This is a genomic window from Pseudomonas sp. QTF5, from assembly GCF_000512695.2.
Classification (GTDB): domain Bacteria; phylum Pseudomonadota; class Gammaproteobacteria; order Pseudomonadales; family Pseudomonadaceae; genus Aquipseudomonas.
This window is the reverse complement of record NZ_AZRW02000004.1, coordinates 125,581-145,291: the sequence shown is the minus strand read 5'-3', so window position 1 is coordinate 145,291 and position 19,711 is coordinate 125,581. Positions and strand designations below refer to the sequence as shown.

At 57.5% G+C, this 19,711-nt stretch carries 20 protein-coding genes; 10 read left to right on the top strand and 10 right to left on the bottom strand.

From position 1 onward, the window contains the following. Positions 1 to 69: 69 nt before the first annotated feature. From IC37_RS04845 to IC37_RS04830, 4 genes are all read right to left on the bottom strand, one after another. The gene (locus tag IC37_RS04845; protein WP_030129759.1) at positions 70 to 1,278 is read right to left on the bottom strand and encodes a membrane protein; all 1,209 of its coding nucleotides are present in this window, start codon (positions 1,276 to 1,278) and stop codon (positions 70 to 72) included. Between the two features lie 15 nt (positions 1,279 to 1,293). Continuing rightward, on the bottom strand, positions 1,294 to 2,181 hold the full coding sequence (locus IC37_RS04840; RefSeq protein WP_030129760.1) for a nitrilase family protein: 888 nt from the start codon (positions 2,179 to 2,181) through the stop codon (positions 1,294 to 1,296). A 237-nt stretch (positions 2,182 to 2,418) separates the two neighbouring features. Beyond that, complete coding sequence (locus IC37_RS04835) at positions 2,419 to 4,350, bottom strand: FAD-dependent oxidoreductase (protein ID WP_030129761.1); 1,932 nt, start codon at positions 4,348 to 4,350, stop codon at positions 2,419 to 2,421. Positions 4,351 to 4,559: 209 nt separating this feature from the next. Beyond that, complete coding sequence (locus tag IC37_RS04830; RefSeq protein WP_177409380.1) at positions 4,560 to 5,456, bottom strand: GlxA family transcriptional regulator; 897 nt, start codon at positions 5,454 to 5,456, stop codon at positions 4,560 to 4,562. A gap of 244 nt (positions 5,457 to 5,700) precedes the next feature. Between IC37_RS04830 and IC37_RS04825 the strand changes: the two genes are divergently transcribed. Further along, positions 5,701 to 6,837, top strand: a complete 1,137-nt coding sequence (locus tag IC37_RS04825; protein WP_030129763.1) for an acyl-CoA dehydrogenase family protein — start codon at positions 5,701 to 5,703, stop codon at positions 6,835 to 6,837. A 134-nt stretch (positions 6,838 to 6,971) separates the two neighbouring features. Here IC37_RS04825 and IC37_RS04820 read toward each other — a convergent pair whose 3' ends face one another. Next, positions 6,972 to 8,012, bottom strand: a complete 1,041-nt coding sequence (locus tag IC37_RS04820) for an NADP(H)-dependent aldo-keto reductase (protein ID WP_030129764.1) — start codon at positions 8,010 to 8,012, stop codon at positions 6,972 to 6,974. Positions 8,013 to 8,257: 245 nt separating this feature from the next. Between IC37_RS04820 and rplM the strand changes: the two genes are divergently transcribed. The 8 genes from rplM (at position 8,258) to IC37_RS04780 (ending at position 13,568) form a co-directional block, all read left to right on the top strand. Continuing rightward, entirely contained in the window at positions 8,258 to 8,686 is a 429-nt protein-coding gene (gene rplM, locus IC37_RS04815) for a 50S ribosomal protein L13 (RefSeq protein ID WP_007905295.1), read from the top strand. Positions 8,687 to 8,700: 14 nt separating this feature from the next. Beyond that, complete coding sequence (rpsI, locus tag IC37_RS04810) at positions 8,701 to 9,093, top strand: 30S ribosomal protein S9 (RefSeq protein ID WP_003228056.1); 393 nt, start codon at positions 8,701 to 8,703, stop codon at positions 9,091 to 9,093. Positions 9,094 to 9,361: 268 nt separating this feature from the next. Further along, entirely contained in the window at positions 9,362 to 9,955 is a 594-nt protein-coding gene (gene petA, locus IC37_RS04805) for a ubiquinol-cytochrome c reductase iron-sulfur subunit (RefSeq protein ID WP_030129765.1), read from the top strand. Beyond that, positions 9,955 to 11,166: a cytochrome bc complex cytochrome b subunit gene (locus IC37_RS04800; protein WP_030129766.1), complete on the top strand. Its 1,212-nt coding sequence runs from the start codon at positions 9,955 to 9,957 to the stop codon at positions 11,164 to 11,166. Before petA ends, IC37_RS04800 begins: the two co-directional genes overlap by 1 nt. Further along, entirely contained in the window at positions 11,166 to 11,948 is a 783-nt protein-coding gene (locus IC37_RS04795; RefSeq protein WP_030129767.1) for a cytochrome c1, read from the top strand. Before IC37_RS04800 ends, IC37_RS04795 begins: the two co-directional genes overlap by 1 nt. A 150-nt stretch (positions 11,949 to 12,098) precedes the next feature. After that, the gene (locus IC37_RS04790; RefSeq protein ID WP_027922678.1) at positions 12,099 to 12,716 is read left to right on the top strand and encodes a glutathione S-transferase N-terminal domain-containing protein; all 618 of its coding nucleotides are present in this window, start codon (positions 12,099 to 12,101) and stop codon (positions 12,714 to 12,716) included. Between the two features lie 16 nt (positions 12,717 to 12,732). After that, positions 12,733 to 13,146 carry a ClpXP protease specificity-enhancing factor gene (locus IC37_RS04785; protein ID WP_030129768.1) on the top strand — a complete coding sequence of 138 codons (414 nt, stop codon included), beginning with the start codon at positions 12,733 to 12,735 and terminating at the stop codon, positions 13,144 to 13,146. Positions 13,147 to 13,310: 164 nt separating this feature from the next. Continuing rightward, complete coding sequence (locus IC37_RS04780; RefSeq protein ID WP_007905458.1) at positions 13,311 to 13,568, top strand: hypothetical protein; 258 nt, start codon at positions 13,311 to 13,313, stop codon at positions 13,566 to 13,568. A gap of 167 nt (positions 13,569 to 13,735) precedes the next feature. Here the strand turns inward: IC37_RS04780 and IC37_RS04775 are convergent, their stop codons facing one another. The 5 genes from IC37_RS04775 to norR all read right to left on the bottom strand — a co-directional run bounded on the left by IC37_RS04775 (position 13,736) and on the right by norR (position 18,285). After that, positions 13,736 to 14,485, bottom strand: coding sequence for a YkgJ family cysteine cluster protein (locus IC37_RS04775; RefSeq protein WP_030129769.1), 750 nt, complete (start codon positions 14,483 to 14,485; stop codon positions 13,736 to 13,738). Between the two features lie 80 nt (positions 14,486 to 14,565). Then, on the bottom strand, positions 14,566 to 14,892 hold the full coding sequence (locus tag IC37_RS04770) for a hypothetical protein (RefSeq protein WP_030129770.1): 327 nt from the start codon (positions 14,890 to 14,892) through the stop codon (positions 14,566 to 14,568). Positions 14,893 to 15,069: 177 nt separating this feature from the next. Next, positions 15,070 to 15,528 (bottom strand): GNAT family N-acetyltransferase, encoded by a 459-nt coding sequence (locus tag IC37_RS04765; protein ID WP_030129771.1) that lies wholly within the window; start codon positions 15,526 to 15,528, stop codon positions 15,070 to 15,072. Between the two features lie 27 nt (positions 15,529 to 15,555). Beyond that, entirely contained in the window at positions 15,556 to 16,458 is a 903-nt protein-coding gene (locus tag IC37_RS04760) for a chemotaxis protein CheV (RefSeq protein ID WP_030129772.1), read from the bottom strand. A 273-nt stretch (positions 16,459 to 16,731) separates the two neighbouring features. Continuing rightward, on the bottom strand, positions 16,732 to 18,285 hold the full coding sequence (norR, locus tag IC37_RS04755; RefSeq protein WP_030129773.1) for a nitric oxide reductase transcriptional regulator NorR: 1,554 nt from the start codon (positions 18,283 to 18,285) through the stop codon (positions 16,732 to 16,734). Between the two features lie 147 nt (positions 18,286 to 18,432). Between norR and hmpA the strand changes: the two genes are divergently transcribed. Beyond that, the gene (gene hmpA / locus IC37_RS04750; RefSeq protein ID WP_030129774.1) at positions 18,433 to 19,614 is read left to right on the top strand and encodes an NO-inducible flavohemoprotein; all 1,182 of its coding nucleotides are present in this window, start codon (positions 18,433 to 18,435) and stop codon (positions 19,612 to 19,614) included. The last annotated feature ends 97 nt before the right edge of the window (positions 19,615 to 19,711 follow it).

Genomic DNA, 19,711 nt, shown 5'->3' with positions numbered 1-19,711 from the left:
CGCTTGCTTGTGATGAGAAGTGGCTGTATCCGGAGTTGAGCCCGCGATACAGCTCAATGGCGGCTTTCGTCAGTTGACTATCAGGAGTCCGATGAACGGAATGATCAGCAACGTACTGATGGCCATGGACAGCACATTACCGATGAAAGCGTGCATGTCAGCCGGCAGCCGCTTGGCAATCGCGCATGCCAGCGGTGGTGCAATCAGTGCCCCCAGCAGAGCGCTCGGGACGATGACCTGCCAACTGCCGCCGTATGTCAGAACGGCCGCCGGCACGACTGACACCAGCGGAATGTAGGTGGGATACCAGCCGCGCAACATCCATTGCCGACGCCAGATCATCACTCCTAACGCCGAGGTCAACGCCTGCGCGGCGATCAGTTGGGGCAGCAAGCCCGTGCCATACACCGGGCTCGTCGGGTTCAATGTGTAAGCCAGCAAGGCACCCGCTATCAAGCCGAGGCTGGCCCATTCATTGCCAAAGAACGGCGCTTCCGAAAAGTCGGCCAACACCCGGCGCATACTCCAGATGACGCCGTAGTCGGGCGTTTTTCTGATGGCAGGTACGGGCACAGACTCCGATGGCTTCTCGGGTGGGTCGGACTTCACCAGGCTCGGCAGGTAACGGCAGAGCAGAAACGCGACGACGCTGGCGATTGCCATGCCCGAGACATTGCCGATCACAGCTGGCAAACCGAGGGGATTGCAGACGTAATTGACGATCAGCAAGCACATCGGGGTGACGAACACGGCGCCCATGATTGCGCCATTGATCGTGACCTTCCAGCCGCCGCCAAACATCAGCACCATTGCCGCCGGCAATGAAACAAAGGCTGCAAACGTGGGTTGCCAACGGGTGGCCGTGACCGTCCAGCCCCAGAGCAGGTTGCTCAGCAACAGGCCAAGCAACGAGCTGGTGACGAGCCATGGCCATAATCCGCTGCCGTAACAAATGGTAAAGCCTTGCCAGGCTTTTCCCGTTCGATTCGCCCAGTAGGCCAGATAGGCGCCGGCCAACAGCCCGATCGAAGCGAACTCGTGTTTGTAGAACGCAACCTCGCTGATGTCTCCCAGAATCCAGCGTAACCAGGCACTCGGCTCCGGAAGGCTCGATACCATGTGACTGTAGTCTGGCCAAGGGGCTGACCAGGATGTCCGGTAGGTGAATGAAAGCCAGATGATCAACAGTGTCGTGCCGAGCATCAACCCGATGATCGTCATGTCCAGCGTAGATCTGCCGGCAAGCGGATTTTGCGGTTTTTCGTTTGTGGTTCCCATCAGTCATGCCCCTTATCAGCGCGGCAGACAAGGGTGCTGGGTGTAACCGAGCATCTGATCGTAGAGATCGGCTCGACGATCGCGGTGCAGATCGTTCAAGTTGTTCCAGATGGGCGCGCTGCGCGAGCTGGTCAGGTCGATATCGGCAAACAGGATTTCCTGCTTGTCCGCTGAAGCCACCTGGCCAATCGGCCAGCCGTTGGTGCCTGCGATCAGCGAGCAGCCCAGGTAGCGTGCCCCTCGCTCTTCACCGATCCGGCTCGCCGCCGCTATAAATACATTGTTGACGTGTGCGGCTGTCATCGTCAGGTACGACGCCATGCACTTGCCGGCATCATCGAACAGCGGTGGAGGCGTCCAGACCCAGTTGTTCAGGCTGCAAATGATGTCCGCACCTTGCTGGCTGAGGATTCGCGGCACTTCCGGAAACCAGATATCCCAGCAAATCAGCAATCCAATACGACCTATCGGTGTGTCAAAAACCGGGAAACCCAGATCGCCGGGGGTGAACCACAACTTCTCCAGGTTCCACAAATGCGCCTTGCGGTACTTGCCGATGAAGCCATCCGGCCCGATCAGCACGCCGGTGTTGAACAGGCGCATGCCGTCGCGCTCAACCAGGCCGGCCACCAGGTAAACCTTGTGTTTACAGGCGAAATCGATCCAGGTTTGCACGCTCGGTCCGTCGGGTACCGACTCTGCATGATCGAAGGCATCCTGCCGGCTGCTGAAGAAATAGCCGGTACCACAAAGCTCGGGCAGGACGATGAGATTGGCACCGCCGTGTACTGCCTGCAGGGCCAGTTCCAGGCTATGCCGCCGATTGGCGTCACGATTCGTCAGGCCGACTTGTGGATCGAATTGCACGACTGCTACACGCACAGCGCTTGTTGGTTCGCTCATGACTGATGACCTCTTGTTATTGTTTTTCAAGCTGTTTAATGGCGTGTTTATAAGAGTTGAAATACGAATCTGGCGTAAGTCAGCGGCTTCCGGTTGGGCTGTAGTCCATGTCCGAAGATTGCGCAGGGAAGTACCTTCGACTGTCCTTGGAAAGGCTGGAAGTACTGCACTAGAGCGATTGGCGAGAGGCAGAACCGATGCGTGTGGTGCATGGGTTCTGCAAGATTGGCGAGGGCGTCAGCCGCGGACGCGATAGTGCGGGTAGTCGGTCATGCAGAATCCGCCGTTAAACACGGCTTCGGTTTTATTGCAGATATGAATGACGGCATCCACGGCGCCGCGAAAGCACGGTTCTGTCCAGCCGGCATCGACCGAAAACGACTCGCCGGAAAAATACAGGCTGGACACAGGCGAGAAATCCCGGTTGTACTTCATCAGGCTCACCGCGTCGTAATAAGTGCCGGGTCTGTATAATTTTGCGCAGCCCAAGGCATTCTTATCCGTCATCCAGCGTTGAACCACAGCGTGATCAGTTTGGATGTACGGAGAAATCCGCTCCTGGATATTGGCGGAGTTCATCAGTATTCGATCGAGTTCCTCTACACACTTGGTCACCAGTTCGCGGTCGGTAAAAAGTGCCAATTTGATTGCGTCGTCTTCCCATGTGTAACTTAGCAGTATGCAGTCATAACGATAATTTTCGTTATAGCGATAACTGTATGCGTCATGAATGAAGCTGTCCGTGACAATGGCTTGGGGTATTTTGGTCTTGCCTGAAAGAAAGGATTTATTTAATGGCGCATATACTTTGCAACTGGTTTCCCAGTGCGCCGTTTTATACGCATTGATCGTTTCGAATGGCAGCATGTGCTGGTTGAAGTTTTCAAGTTTGATGCATGTCTCGATCAGCCACGAAGGCAGGGTCATGATAACCGCGTCAAAGTCATCGAACAGTTCCTGTGATTGACAGCCTTGGCTGAACTTCCAAGTGTAGTGGACGCGTATTTTCTGATCGTCCAGCTTCTTCAATTTGCTGACGGATGAATCGGTGAAAAAACCGCTGCCTCTTTCCAGGCAATGCTCGTAAAAAGACTGTCCTGTGGTGTCGATTTTCATGAACAACAAGCATTCGGCCAGCGCCGCGAGTCCGATGTAGCGCGGTCTGTCGAAACGCAGATCCTTCGTGTCAAACACCGCGTCGCTGTGCAAGAAAGGCGAAGGAAGCGGTTCTCCGGACGAGTCAACCCGACCATGAATCAGTTGCAAGTGGCTGCTGAATCCGAAAATGGCGGTACGCAGCGGGTAGAGCGAGCACACATCATAAAAGGCCCCCCAACTACCGTCACCGATGCCTATCGAATAGAACAGACGGGATTCGTGCGTGGTCATGCCCACTCCGCCGAAGTCCCCCGGTTTACCCTTGTCCCAGGTTTCCAGGATGGGCATGCCGACCAGTTCGCGAAACGACACCCCCTCGTACCTTTCGACGATAGCGGCCCATAGGGCTTCCCACTCTTGCGTGGCGTAAACCTTGGCCACCTGGCAAGTCATCCGGGCGGCAAAGGCTTTCCACTTGGCATAAACCGTTTGCAGCGCCTCATCGGGAGGAGGCGTCAAACCGTCTTTATTGGTCCAGATCAACATGTGCGGCGCCGGGCGACCACCCAGGCTTCCTTCTTGAAGATAAATGCCTGTCGAGGACACCCACTGACTGCCCGGATTGGGGAAGTCTGAAAGCGCCAGGTCAAATTCCCTGGCGTAGTACGCCATCAGCGATCGACCTTCTTTCGGTGGTTCGCCTGCCCTATTGAAAAACGGTAGACGCATGGCGCCCATCTCGAACGGTGTATGACTTTCTTTTATCGGATGGTTTCCATGTACGGTCAGGTGCCTGCCGCCAATGCGGGTCGATTGTTCTATCAGTGTGACATCGGTAAAACCGCAGCGATAAAGTTCTCTGGCAGCAGTAAGACCCGTAACGCCTGCGCCGATGATACATATTTTATGGTGGGGGTTGGTTGCCTTGGCTATGCCGTATTCATGTTCAACCAGTGTTCGGTAGTCAAAGCATAAGTCTGGCGGATTTGGAAAACGGGCGGCCCATTTGCTGTGCTTTTTTTTGTCCTTATCATCGTATGAAAGAGACGTGGCATTTGTTTTTGTGCTCATGCGATCTTCCCTGAAGTGCGAGTTGGCTTGCGGGGAAAATAGGTTGAAGTTTTCGGCGGATAGCACGCAAGAGTACAGATGAGTTATTCGGTACTCTTGATTCCTTTTTTCATGTAGGGGAGGTAATCGCGTGGCGCAGTTTTTTAAACATTACAGTTGTTGGTTGTTGAAACAGGCGCCGCAAAGCGGTGCGGCGCCCACTCGGGGTTTCAGGCCGCCTGCTGGAACTGCTGTCGGTATTGGTTCGGCGAGAGCTCGGTATGTTGACGGAACAACCGGGCGAAGAAACTAGCATCGTCGTAGCCGACCTCATAACTGATGGTCTTGATGCTCTTGCGGCTGCCGGACAACAAGCCCTTGGCCGTTTCAATGCGCAATCGCTGCAGGTAATGCAGCGGTTTGTCGCCGGTGGCGGTCTGAAAGCGGCGCATGAAGTTGCGGATGCTCATGCCGTGTTCGCGGGCCACGTCTTCGAAGCGGAACTTGTCGGCGAAGTGTTCTTCGAGCCAATGCTGGATCTGCAGGATGATCACATCCTGGTGCAGTTTCTGCCCGCCGAAACCGATCCGCCCCGGCGCATAGCTGCGCTGCACTTCGTAAAGAATGTCGCGGGCCACGGCCTGGGCCACATTGGCGCCGCAAAAACGCTCGATCAGGTAAATGTAGAGGTCGCAGGCTGAGGTGGTGCCGCCGGCGCAATACAGGTTGTCAGCGTCGGTCAGGTGTTTGTCCTGATTGAGCTGGACCTGCGGGAAGCGCTCGGCAAACGCATTGAAGAAACGCCAGTAGGTCGTCGCTTCCTTGCCATTGAGCAACCCGGCCTCGGCCAGCCAGAACACTCCGGTGGCCTCGCCACACAACACGGCACCGCGTGCATGCTGCTGACGCAGCCACGGCAGCACCTGTGGATAACGTTTGCAGAGGGTGTCGAAATCGTCCCAGAAGGCGGGAAGGATGATGACGTCGGCATTTTCCAGGCCGCCGTCTACCGGCATGATCACGTCGCTGAAGCTGTTTACCGGTTTGCCGTCGGGGCTGACCAGCCGGGTTTCAAACGCCGGTGTCAGGCCGTGGCCCAGTTGTTTGCCGTAGCGCAGGCTGGCCAGATGGAAGAAATCCTTGGCTTGCATGAGGGTGGAAGCGAAAACCCGGTCGATAGCCAGGATGCTGACGCGCCGCAAGGGCGTGGAGGCTTGGTTAGACATAATTCAACTTTATTCTTATAGGGGAAAGTGGTCACCAGACGGCTGGATCGTCTTATTTTTTGTCGGATGTGTCCAGTGTCCTGTATCGGAAGCGAGGCTTAGTCTCTGAAGGTCAATTCCGTCTAACGATAACGACAGGTGCCGCATGATCCCCAGAACCTTGTTCAGCTCCGAGCACGAACTTTTCCGCGACAGCGTGCGAACGTTCCTCGAAAAGGAGGCCGTGCCGTTCCATGGGCAATGGGAAAAACAAGGCTATATCGACCGCAAACTCTGGAACAAGGCGGGGGAGGCGGGGATGCTCTGTTCGCATCTGCCGGAAGCATACGGCGGGCTGGGAGCGGATTTTCTCTACAGCGCGGTGGTGATCGAAGAGGTCGGTCGCCTGGGTCTGACCGGGATCGGTTTTTCTCTTCATTCGGATATTGTGGCGCCTTACATCCTGCATTACGGCAGTGAAGCGCTGAAACACAAATACCTGCCCAAGCTGGTATCTGGCGAGATGGTGACCGCGATTGCCATGACCGAGCCGGGTGCCGGTTCCGACCTGCAAGGGGTGAAAACCACTGCCGTGCTGGAGGGCGACGAATACGTGATCAACGGTTCGAAGACCTTCATCACCAATGGCTTTCTGGCTGACCTGGTGATCGTCGTGGCCAAGACCGATCCGAAGGCTGGGGCGAAGGGCACCAGTCTGTTTCTGGTGGAGGCTAATACGCCAGGCTTCGCCAAGGGCAAGCGTCTGGAAAAGGTTGGCATGAAGGCTCAGGACACCTCGGAATTGTTCTTCCAGGACGTTCGGGTGCCGAAGGAAAATCTGCTGGGCCAGGCCGGGATGGGCTTCGCTTATCTGATGCAGGAATTGCCGCAGGAGCGTCTGACGGTCGCAGTCGGCGGCTTGGCGTCAGCCGAAGCGGCGTTGCAATGGACGCTGGATTACACCCGTGAACGCAAGGCTTTCGGCAAGGCCATCGCCGAGTTCCAGAACACCCGCTTCAAACTCGCTGAAATGGCGACTGAAATCCAGATCGGCCGGGTTTTCGTCGATCGCTGTCTGGAACTGCATCTGCAAGGCAAACTTGACGTGCCGACAGCGGCGATGGCCAAGTACTGGGGCACCGACCTGCAATGCAAGGTGCTCGATGAATGCGTGCAATTGCATGGCGGTTACGGATTCATGTGGGAATACCCGATCGCCCGGGCGTGGGCGGATGCGCGGGTGCAGCGGATTTATGCCGGGACCAATGAGATCATGAAGGAGATTATTGCGCGGTCGCTTTGATGGTGTGGTGAGTTCGAGATCGCCTTCGCGAGCAAGCCCGCTCCCACAGTTGATCTGCGTTGATGCACTCATTTGTGATCGACACAGATCAACTGTGGGAGCGGGCTTGCTCGCGAAGGCTTTTCACCTATCGATCAAGGTGCAGGATTCGGATGATCCTGGTGAATCGCCTCGATCCCTGCCAGCACTTCATCGGAAAGTTTCAGCTCGCAGCTGGCAATGTTGCTGTCCAGTTGCTCAAGTGTGGTGGCGCCAATAATGTTGCTGGTGACGAACGGTTGCTGTGTGACAAATGCCAGTGCCATCTGCGCCGGATCCAGGCCATGTTCACGGGCCAGTGCCACATAACGGCTGCATGCCGCTTCCGATTGCGGATTGAAATAGCGGCTGAAGCGGCTGTAGAGGCTCAGACGACCTTTAGGCGGACGTGCGCCCCCTTCGTATTTGCCCGACAGGAAGCCGAACGCCAGTGGTGAATAGGCGAGCAGGCCGCACTGTTCGCGGATGGCGATTTCCGCCAGGCCGACTTCGAAGCTGCGATTGAGCAGGTTGTAGGGGTTCTGGATCGATACGGCGCGCGGCCAGCCACGGGCTTCGGCGAGGGCGAGGAAACGCATGGTGCCCCACGGGGTTTCGTTGGACAGGCCAATGTGGCGGATCTTGCCGGCCTTGACCTGCTCGTCCAGTGCTTCGAGGGTGTCCTCCAGCGGCGTGAGGTTGACTTCGCTCTTGTGCTTGTAGCCCAGTTGTCCGAAGAAATTGGTGCTGCGTTCCGGCCAGTGCAACTGATAGAGGTCGATGTAGTCAGTCTGCAAGCGCTTGAGGCTCGCATCCACGGCCTGGACGATGTGCTCGCGGTTGTGCTTGAGGTTGTTGTCGCGGATGTAGTCGATGGTGTTGCCGGGGCCGGCGATCTTGCTCGCCAGGATCCAGTCGGCGCGATCGCCGCGACTTTTGAAGTAATTACCGATGTAACGCTCGGTGGTGGCGTAGGTTTCGGCCTTGGGCGGCACCGGGTACATTTCGGCGGTGTCGATGAAATTGATCCCGGCGCTCTTGGCCCGTTCGATCTGGGCGAAGGCTTCAGCCTCGCTGTTTTGCTCGCCCCAGGTCATGGTGCCGAGGCAGATTGCACTCACGTTCAGATCTGTACGGCCTAGCTGGCGATAGTCCATCGGGTGCTCCTTGGGCAAAACAATCATAAAAGCAGGTTGAAATATTTTTCGCAATCTGCATAATTGCGCACCTCTTTCTGCAGTGGAAGTGATGCGCCGCCGCCGAAGAATCTTGCCGTTGAACGGACGCGCCGACCCGAGCCCCCGAAAGCGTCTGTATCCGGCTGCCTTTGACTTGTCAAAGTACGCACTATTCAGTAAGATCCGCCGTCTAATTTACAGGGCGGCCCCTGAGGCTATAAAGAATGAAAACTTTTACTGCTAAACCGGAAACAGTACAGCGCGACTGGTTTGTCGTCGACGCTGCAGGTCAGACCCTGGGTCGTCTGGCCACCGAAATCGCGAGCCGTCTGCGTGGCAAGCATAAAGCTGAGTACACTCCTCACGTTGACACCGGCGATTACATCGTCGTTATCAACGCCGAGCAGATTCGTGTAACCGGTGCTAAAACCACCGACAAAATCTACTACTCCCACTCCGGTTTCCCGGGCGGCATCAAGTCGATCAACTTCGAAAAGCTGATCGCTAAAGCCCCTGAGCGCGTGATCGAGACCGCGGTCAAAGGCATGCTGCCTAAGAACCCGCTGGGTCGCGACATGTATCGTAAGCTGAAAGTCTATGCGGGCGCTGTACACCCTCATACTGCTCAGCAGCCCCAAGAACTGAAGTTTTAACGGAATAGTTCATTATGTCGGCGACTCAAAATTACGGCACTGGCCGTCGCAAGACCGCAACCGCACGCGTTTTCCTGCGTCCGGGTACTGGTAACATCTCCATCAACAATCGTTCGCTGGATAATTTCTTCGGTCGCGAAACTGCCCGCATGGTAGTTCGTCAGCCGCTGGAATTGACTGAGACTGTCGAGAAGTTCGACATCTACGTCACCGTGATCGGTGGTGGTGTAAGTGGTCAAGCTGGCGCAATCCGCCACGGTATCACTCGCGCTCTGATGGACTACGACGAAACTCTGCGCAGCGCTCTGCGTAAAGCCGGCTTCGTAACCCGCGATGCACGTGAAGTTGAACGTAAGAAAGTCGGTCTGCGTAAAGCGCGTAAGCGTCCGCAGTACTCGAAGCGTTAATTCGCTTTCACGTTCAAAAAAGAACGCCCAGTTTCCTCACGGAGCTGGGCGTTTTTTTGTGGGTGCGATTTATCGAGGAATTGCTCTGTGACAACTTGCCACATCCACAGAGCCCCTATACTGCAAGGCTTGGCAGTGGAGCCCCTCGGTAATTACCTTGTCAGAATTGGGGGTTTTCATTACCATTCGGCAAAATTTTTATAAGTTCAGATTTTTACTTAGTAGACGCCTGATTTAACAGGCCACAAAGCTGATGGGAGAGGACTGAATGAGCAATGACGGCGTGAATGCAGGCCGGCGTCGCTTCTTGGTAGCAGCCACATCCGTGGTGGGTGCTGCAGGAGCGGTGGGGGCTGCGGTCCCGTTCGTGGGGTCATGGTTTCCCAGTGCCAAGGCGAAAGCTGCAGGTGCACCGGTGAAAGTGAATGTCAGCAAAATCGAGCCAGGTCAGCAAATGATTGCTGAGTGGCGCGGCCAGCCGGTGTTCATTGTCCGCCGTACCGAGGAAATCCTGGGGAATCTGAAAAAGATCGAGGGTCAACTGTCTGACCCCACCTCCAAGAGCTCGACGCAACCGACCTATGTCGACCCGGAAACGCGTTCGATCAAGCCAGAAGTTCTGCTGCTGATCGGTATCTGCACTCACCTGGGTTGCTCACCGACCTTCCGCCCTGAAGTGGCACCTGCCGACTTGGGCAAGGATTGGGTAGGTGGTTATTTCTGCCCTTGCCACGGTTCCCACTACGATTTGGCTGGCCGCGTCTACAAGTCGCAACCCGCGCCTTTGAACCTGCCAGTTCCCCCGCATTCCTATGAGACCGATGACATCATTGTCATTGGCGTCGATACGGAGAAAGCGTGATGAGCAAGTTCATGGATTGGGTTGATGCGCGCTTCCCCGCAACCAAAATGTGGGAAGACCATCTCAGCAAGTACTACGCCCCGAAGAACTTCAACTTCTTCTATTTCTTTGGCTCCCTGGCATTGCTCGTTCTGGTCAACCAGATCGTTACCGGTGTCTGGCTGACCATGAGCTACACCCCATCGGCCGAAGAAGCATTTGCTTCCGTCGAATACATCATGCGCGACGTCGAGTACGGCTCGATCCTGCGTCTGCTGCACTCAACCGGCGCTTCGGCGTTCTTCATCGTGGTTTATCTGCACATGTTCCGTGGTCTGCTCTACGGTTCGTACCAGAAACCGCGTGAGCTGGTGTGGGTCTTCGGCATGCTGATCTATCTGGCGCTGATGGCTGAAGCCTTCATGGGTTATCTGCTGCCGTGGGGCCAGATGTCCTACTGGGGTGCCCAGGTGATCATCTCGCTGTTCGGTGCGATCCCGGTCATCGGTAACGACCTGACTCAGTGGATTCGTGGTGACTACCTGATTTCCGGAATTACCCTGAACCGCTTCTTTGCCTTGCATGTGGTTGCCCTGCCGATCGTGATCCTCGGTCTGGTAGTGGTGCACATTCTGGCGCTGCATGAAGTCGGTTCGAACAACCCGGATGGCGTCGACATCAAGAAGCACAAAGACGAAAACGGCGTACCGCTGGACGGCATTGCCTTCCACCCGTACTACACCGTGAAAGATATCGTCGGCGTAGTGGTGTTCCTGTTCATCTTCTGCTCGATCGTGTTCTTCTTCCCGGAAATGGGCGGCTACTTCCTCGAGAAGCCGAACTTTGAAGTGGCGAACGCCTTCAAGACCCCTGAGCACATCGCTCCGGTCTGGTACTTCACACCGTTCTACGCGATTCTGCGGGCGGTTCCGGACAAGCTCCTGGGCGTTATCGCCATGGGCGCGGCCATCGCTGTGCTGTTCGTCCTGCCGTGGCTGGACCGCAGCCCGGTCAAGTCGATGCGCTACAAAGGCTGGCTGAGCAAGATCTGGCTCTGGGTGTTCTGCATCTCGTTCGTGATCCTGGGTGTGTTGGGTGTTCTGGCTCCAACGCCAGGCCGTACGTTGCTGTCACAGGTATGTACCTTCCTGTACTTCGCCTACTTCATTCTGATGCCGTTCTACACCAGGCTCGAGAAGACCAAACCGGTTCCGGAAAGGGTGACTGGCTGATGAAAAAGCTATTTGCTGTACTGATTCTTGCGGCGATGCCTGTGTTTTCGTACGCGTCGACAGCCGGTGCTCCTGAGTTGGAAAAGGTCGACATCGACGTTTCCGACAAGGCAGCCATGCAGGACGGCGCACGTACGTTCGCCAACTATTGCATGGGCTGCCACAGCGCCAAGTTCCAGCGCTACGAGCGTGTTGCCGATGACCTGGGCATTCCTCACGAGCTGATGCTCGAGAAGTTGGTGTTCACCGGCGCGAAGATCGGCGACCACATGAACATCGGCATGCAGCCGGCGGACGCCAAGACCTGGTTCGGTGCGGCGCCGCCCGACCTGACGCTGGTGGCTCGTGTTCGTGGCACAGACTGGCTCTACGGCTATCTGCGTTCGTTCTATGAAGACCCGTCGCGTCCTTGGGGCGTGAACAACAAGGTGTTCCCGAACGTCGGCATGCCTAACGTTCTGGTCGGCCTGCAGGGTCGTCAGGTGGTAGGCTGTAAACAAGTTCAAATCGTCGAAGACGGCAAGAAGCAATACGATCCGCTGACCGGCACGGCTTTGACCCATGAAGCCTGCGATCAACTGACTGTATTGCCGAAAACCGGCACGCTGAACGAAGAGCAGTTCGACGAGAAGGTCAAGAACCTGGTGACCTTCCTGGCCTACTCGGCCAACCCGGTGAAGCTGCAGCATCAGCGCATCGGTACCTATGTGTTGCTGTACCTGGCGTTCTTCTTCGTATTCGCTTACTTGCTCAAGCGTGAATACTGGAAAGACGTCCATTGATAAAGCGGTAAGCCATTGCTGTTAATCGCGCGCGCCCAAGGGCGTCTCTGAAGGTGTAACGAGTCTGGTGATCCAGGCGTTACGGGAGGCGTCCTCTGGGCGCGCGTGTTTTTCCGTTTCCGATAATTTCAACAAGCGAGGAGGACCGCCATGGGCGTGACCAATCGGTTGGCCTGTTACTCCGACCCCGCCGACCACTATTCCCACCGAGTGCGCATCGTACTTGCAGAGAAGGGTGTCAGCGCCGAGATCATTTACGTGGAAGCTGGTCGCCAGCCGCCTAAACTGATTGAGGTGAACCCTTACGGAAGCCTGCCCACCCTGGTCGATCGTGACCTGGCGTTGTGGGAGTCGACCGTGGTGATGGAGTATCTGGATGAGCGTTACCCGCACCCGCCGTTACTGCCGGTTTATCCAGTGGCGCGTGCCAACAGTCGTCTGCTGATTCATCGTATTCAGCGTGACTGGTGTGGCCTGGTGGATCTGATCCTGGATTCGAAGACCAAGGAAGCAGCCCGTGTCGTGGCTCGTAAAGAGCTGCGCGAAAGCCTGACCGGCGTGTCGCCGTTGTTCGCCGACAAGCCGTTTTTCCTCAGTGAGGAACAAAGTCTGGTGGATTGCTGCCTATTGCCAATACTCTGGCGATTGCCGATTCTGGGTATTGAACTGCCGCGGCCTGCCAAGCCGCTGCTTGATTATATGGAGCGCTCGTTTGCGCGTGAGGCTTTCCAGGCGAGTCTGTCTGGTGTCGAACGCGATATGCGCTAAGGCTTAAGGAGCCGCTATGAACTCCAGTCGACCTTATCTGGTCCGCGCGCTCTACGAGTGGATTGTGGACAACGATTGCACCCCGCACATGCTGGTCAATTCCGAGTATCCGTCGGTGCAGGTACCCCAGGGTTTTGCCAGTGACGGACAGATTGTCCTGAACGTTTCCCCGGCAGCCGTGCGTCATCTGCACATGGACAACGAGGCAGTCAGTTTCGAGGGGCGCTTCGGTGGCGTGCCACACACCCTGTACGTGCCTATCGCATCGATCCTGGGCATTTACGCTCGGGAGAACGCTCAGGGCATGGTGTTCGATATGGAATCGCCTTTGGAAGACGAGGAAGAGATCGAGCCGGATGATGATGTTCCGCCACCCGACAGTGAGCCGCCGCGTCCCAGCGGTCGACCCAGTTTGAAAGTGGTGAAATAAAAAAAAGGCGATCCGAAAGGATCGCCTTTTTTATGTGCGCCGGGTGGATCTATGTCGTAAACCCAACTGAGCAACTGCAGCTTGCGGCTCCCGACACAGGTATACTGCCGCCTTTCGTGGCCCACCTACCGGGCCCGACTCTTTGAGCATCACCCGGAGCTTTCATGACTTCCCCGACACAACCGCCGGTTGCCGACGCTTTGAGCGACGACCAGGCAGACCTGCCAGACAGCGTCGACTCCAGCGCAGACAGCGAAACCAAAGCGGCGATTCCAGCGTTCAAGTTTCCGTTCAAACCGGGTGAATTGGCTGCGGCGAAAAATGCCAGCCAGCCTTGGTACAAGAACGGCGCCAAGAATGGTCATACCAAGACCCCCGGTGCAGCGCCTCCTGGCACTCGTCGTTCGATGGGTAAGCGCTGATCGTTGATCTTCTGGCATAGACGGCGGTGCCTGATCTATCGCCTTCGCGAGCAAGCCCGCTCCCACATGTGATCGTCATGGCACACAAAACCTGTGCCCTGTGGAGATCTAATGTGGGAGCGGGCTTGCTCGCGAAAGGGCCAGCACAAACACCACACACCTCTGGCTCAGGCCGCCCGCAACGAAATAAACGCATAGTTCAGCGGCGCTTCAGTCGCCACTTGCGCCCCGGCTGCCAGCACTTGCCCGGCGATATCATCGCCTGACACATGAAAGGCCCATTCACCGTCAGACCCCGCCAACGGCTGTTGCGCCACCTGATCAATGACCATGGCAAACGCCGTCATGTCTGGCAGATAAGCAGTAAAGCCATCGCCCTTCAGCGCTGTCGTCCGAATCCCCAATAGCGCGCAAATCGCATCCTTGGTCTGAATGTCATCGCGATCCGACTGACGCGAGCGCTGAATCAATCCTGCCAGTTCCTGATCCACCAACTCCCCTCCGATGATCAAATCCGGCCCTGTTTCCCAGGACTCGGGCGGGCATTCTTTGATGGTCGGGTTGAGCGGGATGTGCGGATTGATTTCCATCGGGTAGATGCGGCACACCAGCGGTCGGCGTTCGTAGATGCGGCAGAGGTTGTCTTCGTCAAGATTCCGGCAGGGGCCGACGTTGTACGCGGCAAAGGTGATCGCCACGTGCGCCTCGCAGGCGCCGCTTCGAACCACCACCGAACGGCGTTCGGCGTGTTCGCGTTGCTGCATGGGCAGGCCCAGGCCATTGGCGAGAAAGGCCTCCACCAACACGATCACCTGACCGCCATCGGCCGCCCACATCCGGGCCTCGGCCAGTGTCAGGGGCACATGATGGTCGTTGCAGCATTTGCCACAGCCTACGCAGGAAAACGTTGTATTCATTGAACGGCCAATCACCTGTGGGGCATGAAAGGGCGACAAAAAGCCACCGCAAAGGGCCGTCGAAGCAAGTTATGCGCCACTCACTGCGCTTTTGCTGTTGGGCGGATGGAGTCCCACTCGGTCACGTAGGCGGTTTTGCTCTTCTTGTTGTAGAGGCACAGCTCGGTGCCTTGTTGGCCTTTCATGTGTTTTTGCGGGTACTGGCCTTGCAGCAGGAGCGCGGTATAACCGACCCGGTCATCGAACTGCGCGGCATTGCCGACGGGTTTGGCTTTTTTCAGACCGCTGGTTTTGGTGCAGCTGGCGAGCACGGTTTTGTCGTAGGTGGCCCAGGCGTCGGGGCTGGAGGCGTGGGCTTGGGTGGCGAGGGCGGTGAGGCAGAAGAAGATCAGGGTTGTGGCTTTCATGGTTTGGGCATCCTTGGCGTGTAGTGGCCGCGGTCGGAGTATGCCTGATGGATCGATGTTGGTTGTGCCGGCCTCTTCGCGAGCAAGCCCGCTCCCACAGTTGATTTGTGTCGTACACCGAATCTGTGAACGACGATGAACCACTGTGGGAGCGGGCTTGCTCGCGAATGCGGTATGTCAGACAGGCACAGGCTCCCGGCGGACCACATACATCCCGGCACTTTCATACAAACGCTGGGCCCGAAGGTTGTTTTCCAAGACCTTCAGATCCACAAAGCCTTCGCGACGTTGCTGAAACACGTTGAAAGCATGTAGCAGCAATGCACGTCCAAGTCCGAGGCCTTGAGCGCGCGGATGCACCACCAGGCTCTTGATGTAAGCGCTGGTCCAGCACTGGGCAACGCCGACGATTCCTTCGGCGTCGAACGCGATGAAGCACAAGGATGGATCGTATTCAGGATCGGTTTCAAAACGCTGTTGCCAGACTTCCAGCACCGGTACGCGACCGCTACCTTCCAGATACCCCAGTTCCATCAAGTTATGAACGGCTTCGGCAAGTTCAGGGCGGTACTGGGTCAACTCAATGCCATTTGGCCAAGTGAAAGGCGGCACATCCTCAGCGAGGTTGCGCCGCATCAGAAAACAGAAAACCTCAGCCACAACTCAGTGACCTTGTTCGGTGATGGCCCTGGCCGCCGCGATCAGGCATTTGGTCAGTTCCGGAGAGGAGAATTTGGTCAGCACCGCGTTCGCCCCGGCCAATCGAGCCTTCTCGCTGTTCATCGCGCTGTCCAGCGACGTATGCAGCAACACATAGAGGTGCGAAAAATCCGGCGTTTCGCGCAAGGTGCGGGTGAGGGCATAGCCGTCCATTTCCGACATTTCGATATCGGAGACGATCAAGTTGATCTGCTGGGCAGTGCCTTGCAGGTCCAGCAGGCAGTCGATGGCTTCCTTGGCGCTGCGAGCGGTGTGGCATTGCAGGCCGAGGTTGCGCAGGGTGTGCACCGATTGTTGCAGGGCGACCTGGCTGTCATCGACCACCAGAATCCGCGCGTTGCCGAGTACTTCGGCGTCTTCCATGCTCAGTTCGGTCGGGGCTGTTTCGATCTGCGCTGGCGCAATGCCGTGGATGACTTTTTCGATGTCCAGCACTTGCACCAGCGTGCCGTCGACCGAGGTCACGCCGGTGATGTACGAACGCAGGCCGCCGGAGCCGAAGGGCGGTGGACGGATGTCGGTGGTCAGGCAATGGACGATTTTGCTCACCGCCTGAACGTGCAGGCCCTGCTTGGAACGGCTGACGTCGGTGACGATCAGGCAACCACCGTTCGGGTCTTCCAGCGGTCGCTCGCCAATGGCGCGGCTGAGGTCGATCACCGACAACGACGCGCCGCGCAGGGTGGCGATGCCTTTGACGTGGGGGTGCGACTCCGGCAGCTTGGTCAGCGGCGGGCAAGGGATGATTTCGCTGACTTTCAGCAGGTTGATCGCCATCAGCTTGCCGCTGCGCAAGGTAAACAGCAGAAGCGAAAGTGAGTCTGCGCGGGCTTTGTTGGAAGACATAAAAACCTTCTGTGGAAAAAGGTGATGGGCGATTGTGACAATCGCCAACAGCTATCGATGCCGGGTTATCGACTTGTCGGGGGCAGGCTTTAGGAGTAATCCCCATTGCCAGCCAAACGGTGAGCCCCTGTGGCGAGGGAGCTTGCTCCCGTTCGGCCGCGAAGCGGTCGTGAAACCAGCAATGAGGTTCTACTCTGGAAAAAGCGGGAGCGCTACGCACTCCAGCGGGAGCAAGCTCCCTCGCCACAAGGGTATGACTTTATCCAGGTCAGACTATTTCATACCCAACCGCTTGGCCATCCGCCCAAGGTTCGCCCGATCCAGGCCCAACTCCCGCGCTGCGCTGGCCCAGTTGTTCTGGTGCCGTTCCAGGCAAGTGCTGATCAGTTGGCGCTGATAATGCTCGGTGGCCTCACGCAAATCCCCTGAAACCAACGCAACCGCTGGCGCAGCAACCACCGGTTCTGGCGCGGGTTCAACGCTGCCATTGGGCAAGTCCAGATCTGCCGCGCTCAAGCTCAGAATCTTCGGCCGTTGCTTGCAGCTACCCAAGGCCTTCAATGCACTACGACCAATCAAATGCTCCAGCTCCCGCACGTTCCCCGGCCAGTCATACGCCAACAATGCCGCTTGCGCATCGCTGGTCAGGCGCAGGCTGTTGAGGCCCATGCGTGAACGGTTTTGCTCCAGGAAGTAGCCGCTGAGCAACAGCACATCCCGACCGCGATCGCGCAGTGCGGGCACCAGCAACGGATAAACGCTCAGGCGATGATAGAAGTCGGCACGGTAGCGACCGCTGCGCACTTCTTCGGCCAGATCGCGGTTGGTCGCCGCGATCAATCGCACGTCGACCTGATGCTCCTTGTCCGACCCCAGGCGCTGCAATTGCCCGCTCTGCAGCACCCTCAATAATTTGGCTTGCACCGTCAGCGACAGTTCGCCGACTTCATCGAGGAACAAGGTGCCGCCATTGGCCAGTTCGAATTTGCCGCGTCGATCATTCGTCGCGCCGGTGAACGCACCGCGTACATGGCCGAACAATTCGCTCTCCACCAGGGTGTCCGGCAGGGCGGCGCAATTGAGGCTGATGATAGGCTTGTCGGCCCGTGGGGATGCCACGTGGATGGCTTGGGCCACCAGCTCTTTGCCGACCCCGGTTTCGCCGGTGATCAGCACCGTCAGGTCGCTGCCGCCCACCAGGCTGATCTCTTCCACCAGTCGTTTGTAAGTCTTGCTCTGGCCGATCATTTCGCGGTTCTGCTGGCCGCTGGCCTGACGGTAAACCTCGGCGCGCTGATGTTCGTCTTCAACGCGATTGGCCAGCCGCTCGATGCGCTCGGCGGCGTTGACCGTGGCGGCGGCGAGGCTGGCGAAGGCTTGCAGGGCGTCCAGTTCGATCGGTTCGAAACGTTCAGGGTCGAGCGCGTCGAGGGTCAGCAAACCCCACGGACGCTCGTCGATAAACAGCGGACAGCCCATGCAGTCGTGGACTTCCAGGTGATCGTGAAGACCATCGACCAGGCCGTCATAAGGATCGGGCAAATTGCTGTCGGCGGCGAAGCGAGTCGGGCCGGGACTGCTGAGCAGCGCTTCGAAGCGCGGGTGTTCGCTGACCTTGAAACGTCGACCGAGGGTGTCGGTGCTCAACCCGTCCACGGCCAGCGGCACCAGCCATTCGCCATCGAGTCGCAGCAGGGCCGCGGCGTCGCAAGGGAGCAGGGCGCGCATGGCTTCGAGCAGGCGTCGGTAGCGCTCGCCTTCGGGCAATTCGCGAGACAGGTCGGAGACCAGGGGCAGCAAGGTCGTGAGCAGTAGTTTTGCAGTCATAATGACTCCGTGTAGTCGGTGTGACTATAAAGCGTCGCGTGTCTATATGACTACTATGTTCTTAACGTACTGATTTATAAGGCTTTAACTGTTGGCATGGAAACTGATACGTAAAGGTTATTCATATAAAGCCCAGGAGTTGCTCTTATGCTTAGCGTTCAAGACCGTGCCATCGTGAAGTCCACCGTGCCGTTGCTGGAAAGCGGCGGCGAAGCGTTGATCACTCACTTCTACCGCATGATGCTCTCCGAATACCCGGAAGTCCGTCCGCTGTTCAACCAGGCCCATCAGGCCAGCGGCGATCAGCCTCGCGCCCTGGCCAACGGTGTATTGATGTATGCGCGGCACATCGACCAGCTCGATCAGTTGGGCGACTTGGTGGCCAAGATCATCAACAAGCACGTGGCGCTGCAAATCCTCCCGGAACATTACCCGATCGTGGGTAGCTGCCTGTTGCGAGCGATCTCCGAAGTGCTGGGCGAAGAGATTGCCACGCCTGAGGTGATGAGCGCGTGGGGCGCGGCCTACGGTCAATTGGCCGAGATCCTGATTGGCGCCGAAGCCAGCATCTACGACCAGAAAGCGCAGGCCCCGGGCGGCTGGCGTGGTGCGCGGGAATTCATCGTGGCGGCCAAAGTGGAGGAGAGCGCGGAAATCACCTCGTTCTACTTCGAACCGGCGGACAAGGGCCCGATTCTCGCGGCAGAACCTGGCCAGTACATCGGCATGAAACTGATCCTCGATGGCGAAGAAATTCGACGTAACTATTCGCTGTCGGCGCTGGCTAACAAGGGCCAGTACCGCATCAGCGTCAAGCGCGAAACCGGTGGCCGCGCTTCCAACCATTTGCACGATCAACTGCACGTCGGTGCGAGCATCCTGCTGTTCCCGCCAGCGGGCGACTTCACTCTGACCGTCAGCGACAAACCGCTGGTTCTGATCAGTGGCGGCGTCGGCATCACCCCGACGCTGGCGATGCTCGAAGCGGCGCTGGCGACCGAGCGGCCGGTGCACTTTATCCACTGCGCGCGCAACGGTAGCGTGCATGCTTTCCGTGACTGGATCGATGGGCTGGCCGAGCGTCACCCGCAGCTCAAGCGTTTTTATTGCTATGCCGAAGACGATGGCGTCAGCCCGGCGGCGGACAAGGTTGGCCTGTTGAGCCAGGCGCAACTTGGCGAGTGGTTGCCGAAGGAGCGCGATGTGGACGCGTACTTCCTGGGGCCTAAAGGCTTCATGGCTGCGATCAAACGTCACCTCAAGGCCTTGGGTGTGCCGGAGAAGCAGAGCCGTTACGAGTTCTTCGGGCCGGCTGCCGCACTGGAATAACTGTCTGGGCGGTTCCTGAGGGCCGGGTCGGTGTTTCGCTTGTTCGCGAAGCACCGACCCGGCCTTTTTTGCATTTGGCGAGCACCCGACCAGAGGA

What these genes read in the sequence shown, in the direction of transcription:
- IC37_RS04845 (WP_030129759.1), bottom strand. Translation starts at nt 1,278, where the DNA reads ATGGGAACCACAAACGAAAAACCGCAAAATCCGCTTGCCGGCAGATCT.
- IC37_RS04840 (WP_030129760.1), bottom strand. Translation starts at nt 2,181, where the DNA reads ATGAGCGAACCAACAAGCGCTGTGCGTGTAGCAGTCGTGCAATTCGAT.
- IC37_RS04835 (WP_030129761.1), bottom strand. Translation starts at nt 4,350, where the DNA reads ATGAGCACAAAAACAAATGCCACGTCTCTTTCATACGATGATAAGGAC.
- IC37_RS04825 (WP_030129763.1), top strand. Translation starts at nt 5,701, where the DNA reads ATGATCCCCAGAACCTTGTTCAGCTCCGAGCACGAACTTTTCCGCGAC.
- IC37_RS04820 (WP_030129764.1), bottom strand. Translation starts at nt 8,012, where the DNA reads ATGGACTATCGCCAGCTAGGCCGTACAGATCTGAACGTGAGTGCAATC.
- rplM (WP_007905295.1), top strand. Translation starts at nt 8,258, where the DNA reads ATGAAAACTTTTACTGCTAAACCGGAAACAGTACAGCGCGACTGGTTT.
- rpsI (WP_003228056.1), top strand. Translation starts at nt 8,701, where the DNA reads ATGTCGGCGACTCAAAATTACGGCACTGGCCGTCGCAAGACCGCAACC.
- petA (WP_030129765.1), top strand. Translation starts at nt 9,362, where the DNA reads ATGAGCAATGACGGCGTGAATGCAGGCCGGCGTCGCTTCTTGGTAGCA.
- IC37_RS04800 (WP_030129766.1), top strand. Translation starts at nt 9,955, where the DNA reads ATGAGCAAGTTCATGGATTGGGTTGATGCGCGCTTCCCCGCAACCAAA.
- IC37_RS04795 (WP_030129767.1), top strand. Translation starts at nt 11,166, where the DNA reads ATGAAAAAGCTATTTGCTGTACTGATTCTTGCGGCGATGCCTGTGTTT.
- IC37_RS04790 (WP_027922678.1), top strand. Translation starts at nt 12,099, where the DNA reads ATGGGCGTGACCAATCGGTTGGCCTGTTACTCCGACCCCGCCGACCAC.
- IC37_RS04785 (WP_030129768.1), top strand. Translation starts at nt 12,733, where the DNA reads ATGAACTCCAGTCGACCTTATCTGGTCCGCGCGCTCTACGAGTGGATT.
- IC37_RS04780 (WP_007905458.1), top strand. Translation starts at nt 13,311, where the DNA reads ATGACTTCCCCGACACAACCGCCGGTTGCCGACGCTTTGAGCGACGAC.
- IC37_RS04775 (WP_030129769.1), bottom strand. Translation starts at nt 14,485, where the DNA reads ATGAATACAACGTTTTCCTGCGTAGGCTGTGGCAAATGCTGCAACGAC.
- IC37_RS04770 (WP_030129770.1), bottom strand. Translation starts at nt 14,892, where the DNA reads ATGAAAGCCACAACCCTGATCTTCTTCTGCCTCACCGCCCTCGCCACC.
- IC37_RS04765 (WP_030129771.1), bottom strand. Translation starts at nt 15,528, where the DNA reads ATGCGGCGCAACCTCGCTGAGGATGTGCCGCCTTTCACTTGGCCAAAT.
- IC37_RS04760 (WP_030129772.1), bottom strand. Translation starts at nt 16,458, where the DNA reads ATGTCTTCCAACAAAGCCCGCGCAGACTCACTTTCGCTTCTGCTGTTT.
- norR (WP_030129773.1), bottom strand. Translation starts at nt 18,285, where the DNA reads ATGACTGCAAAACTACTGCTCACGACCTTGCTGCCCCTGGTCTCCGAC.
- hmpA (WP_030129774.1), top strand. Translation starts at nt 18,433, where the DNA reads ATGCTTAGCGTTCAAGACCGTGCCATCGTGAAGTCCACCGTGCCGTTG.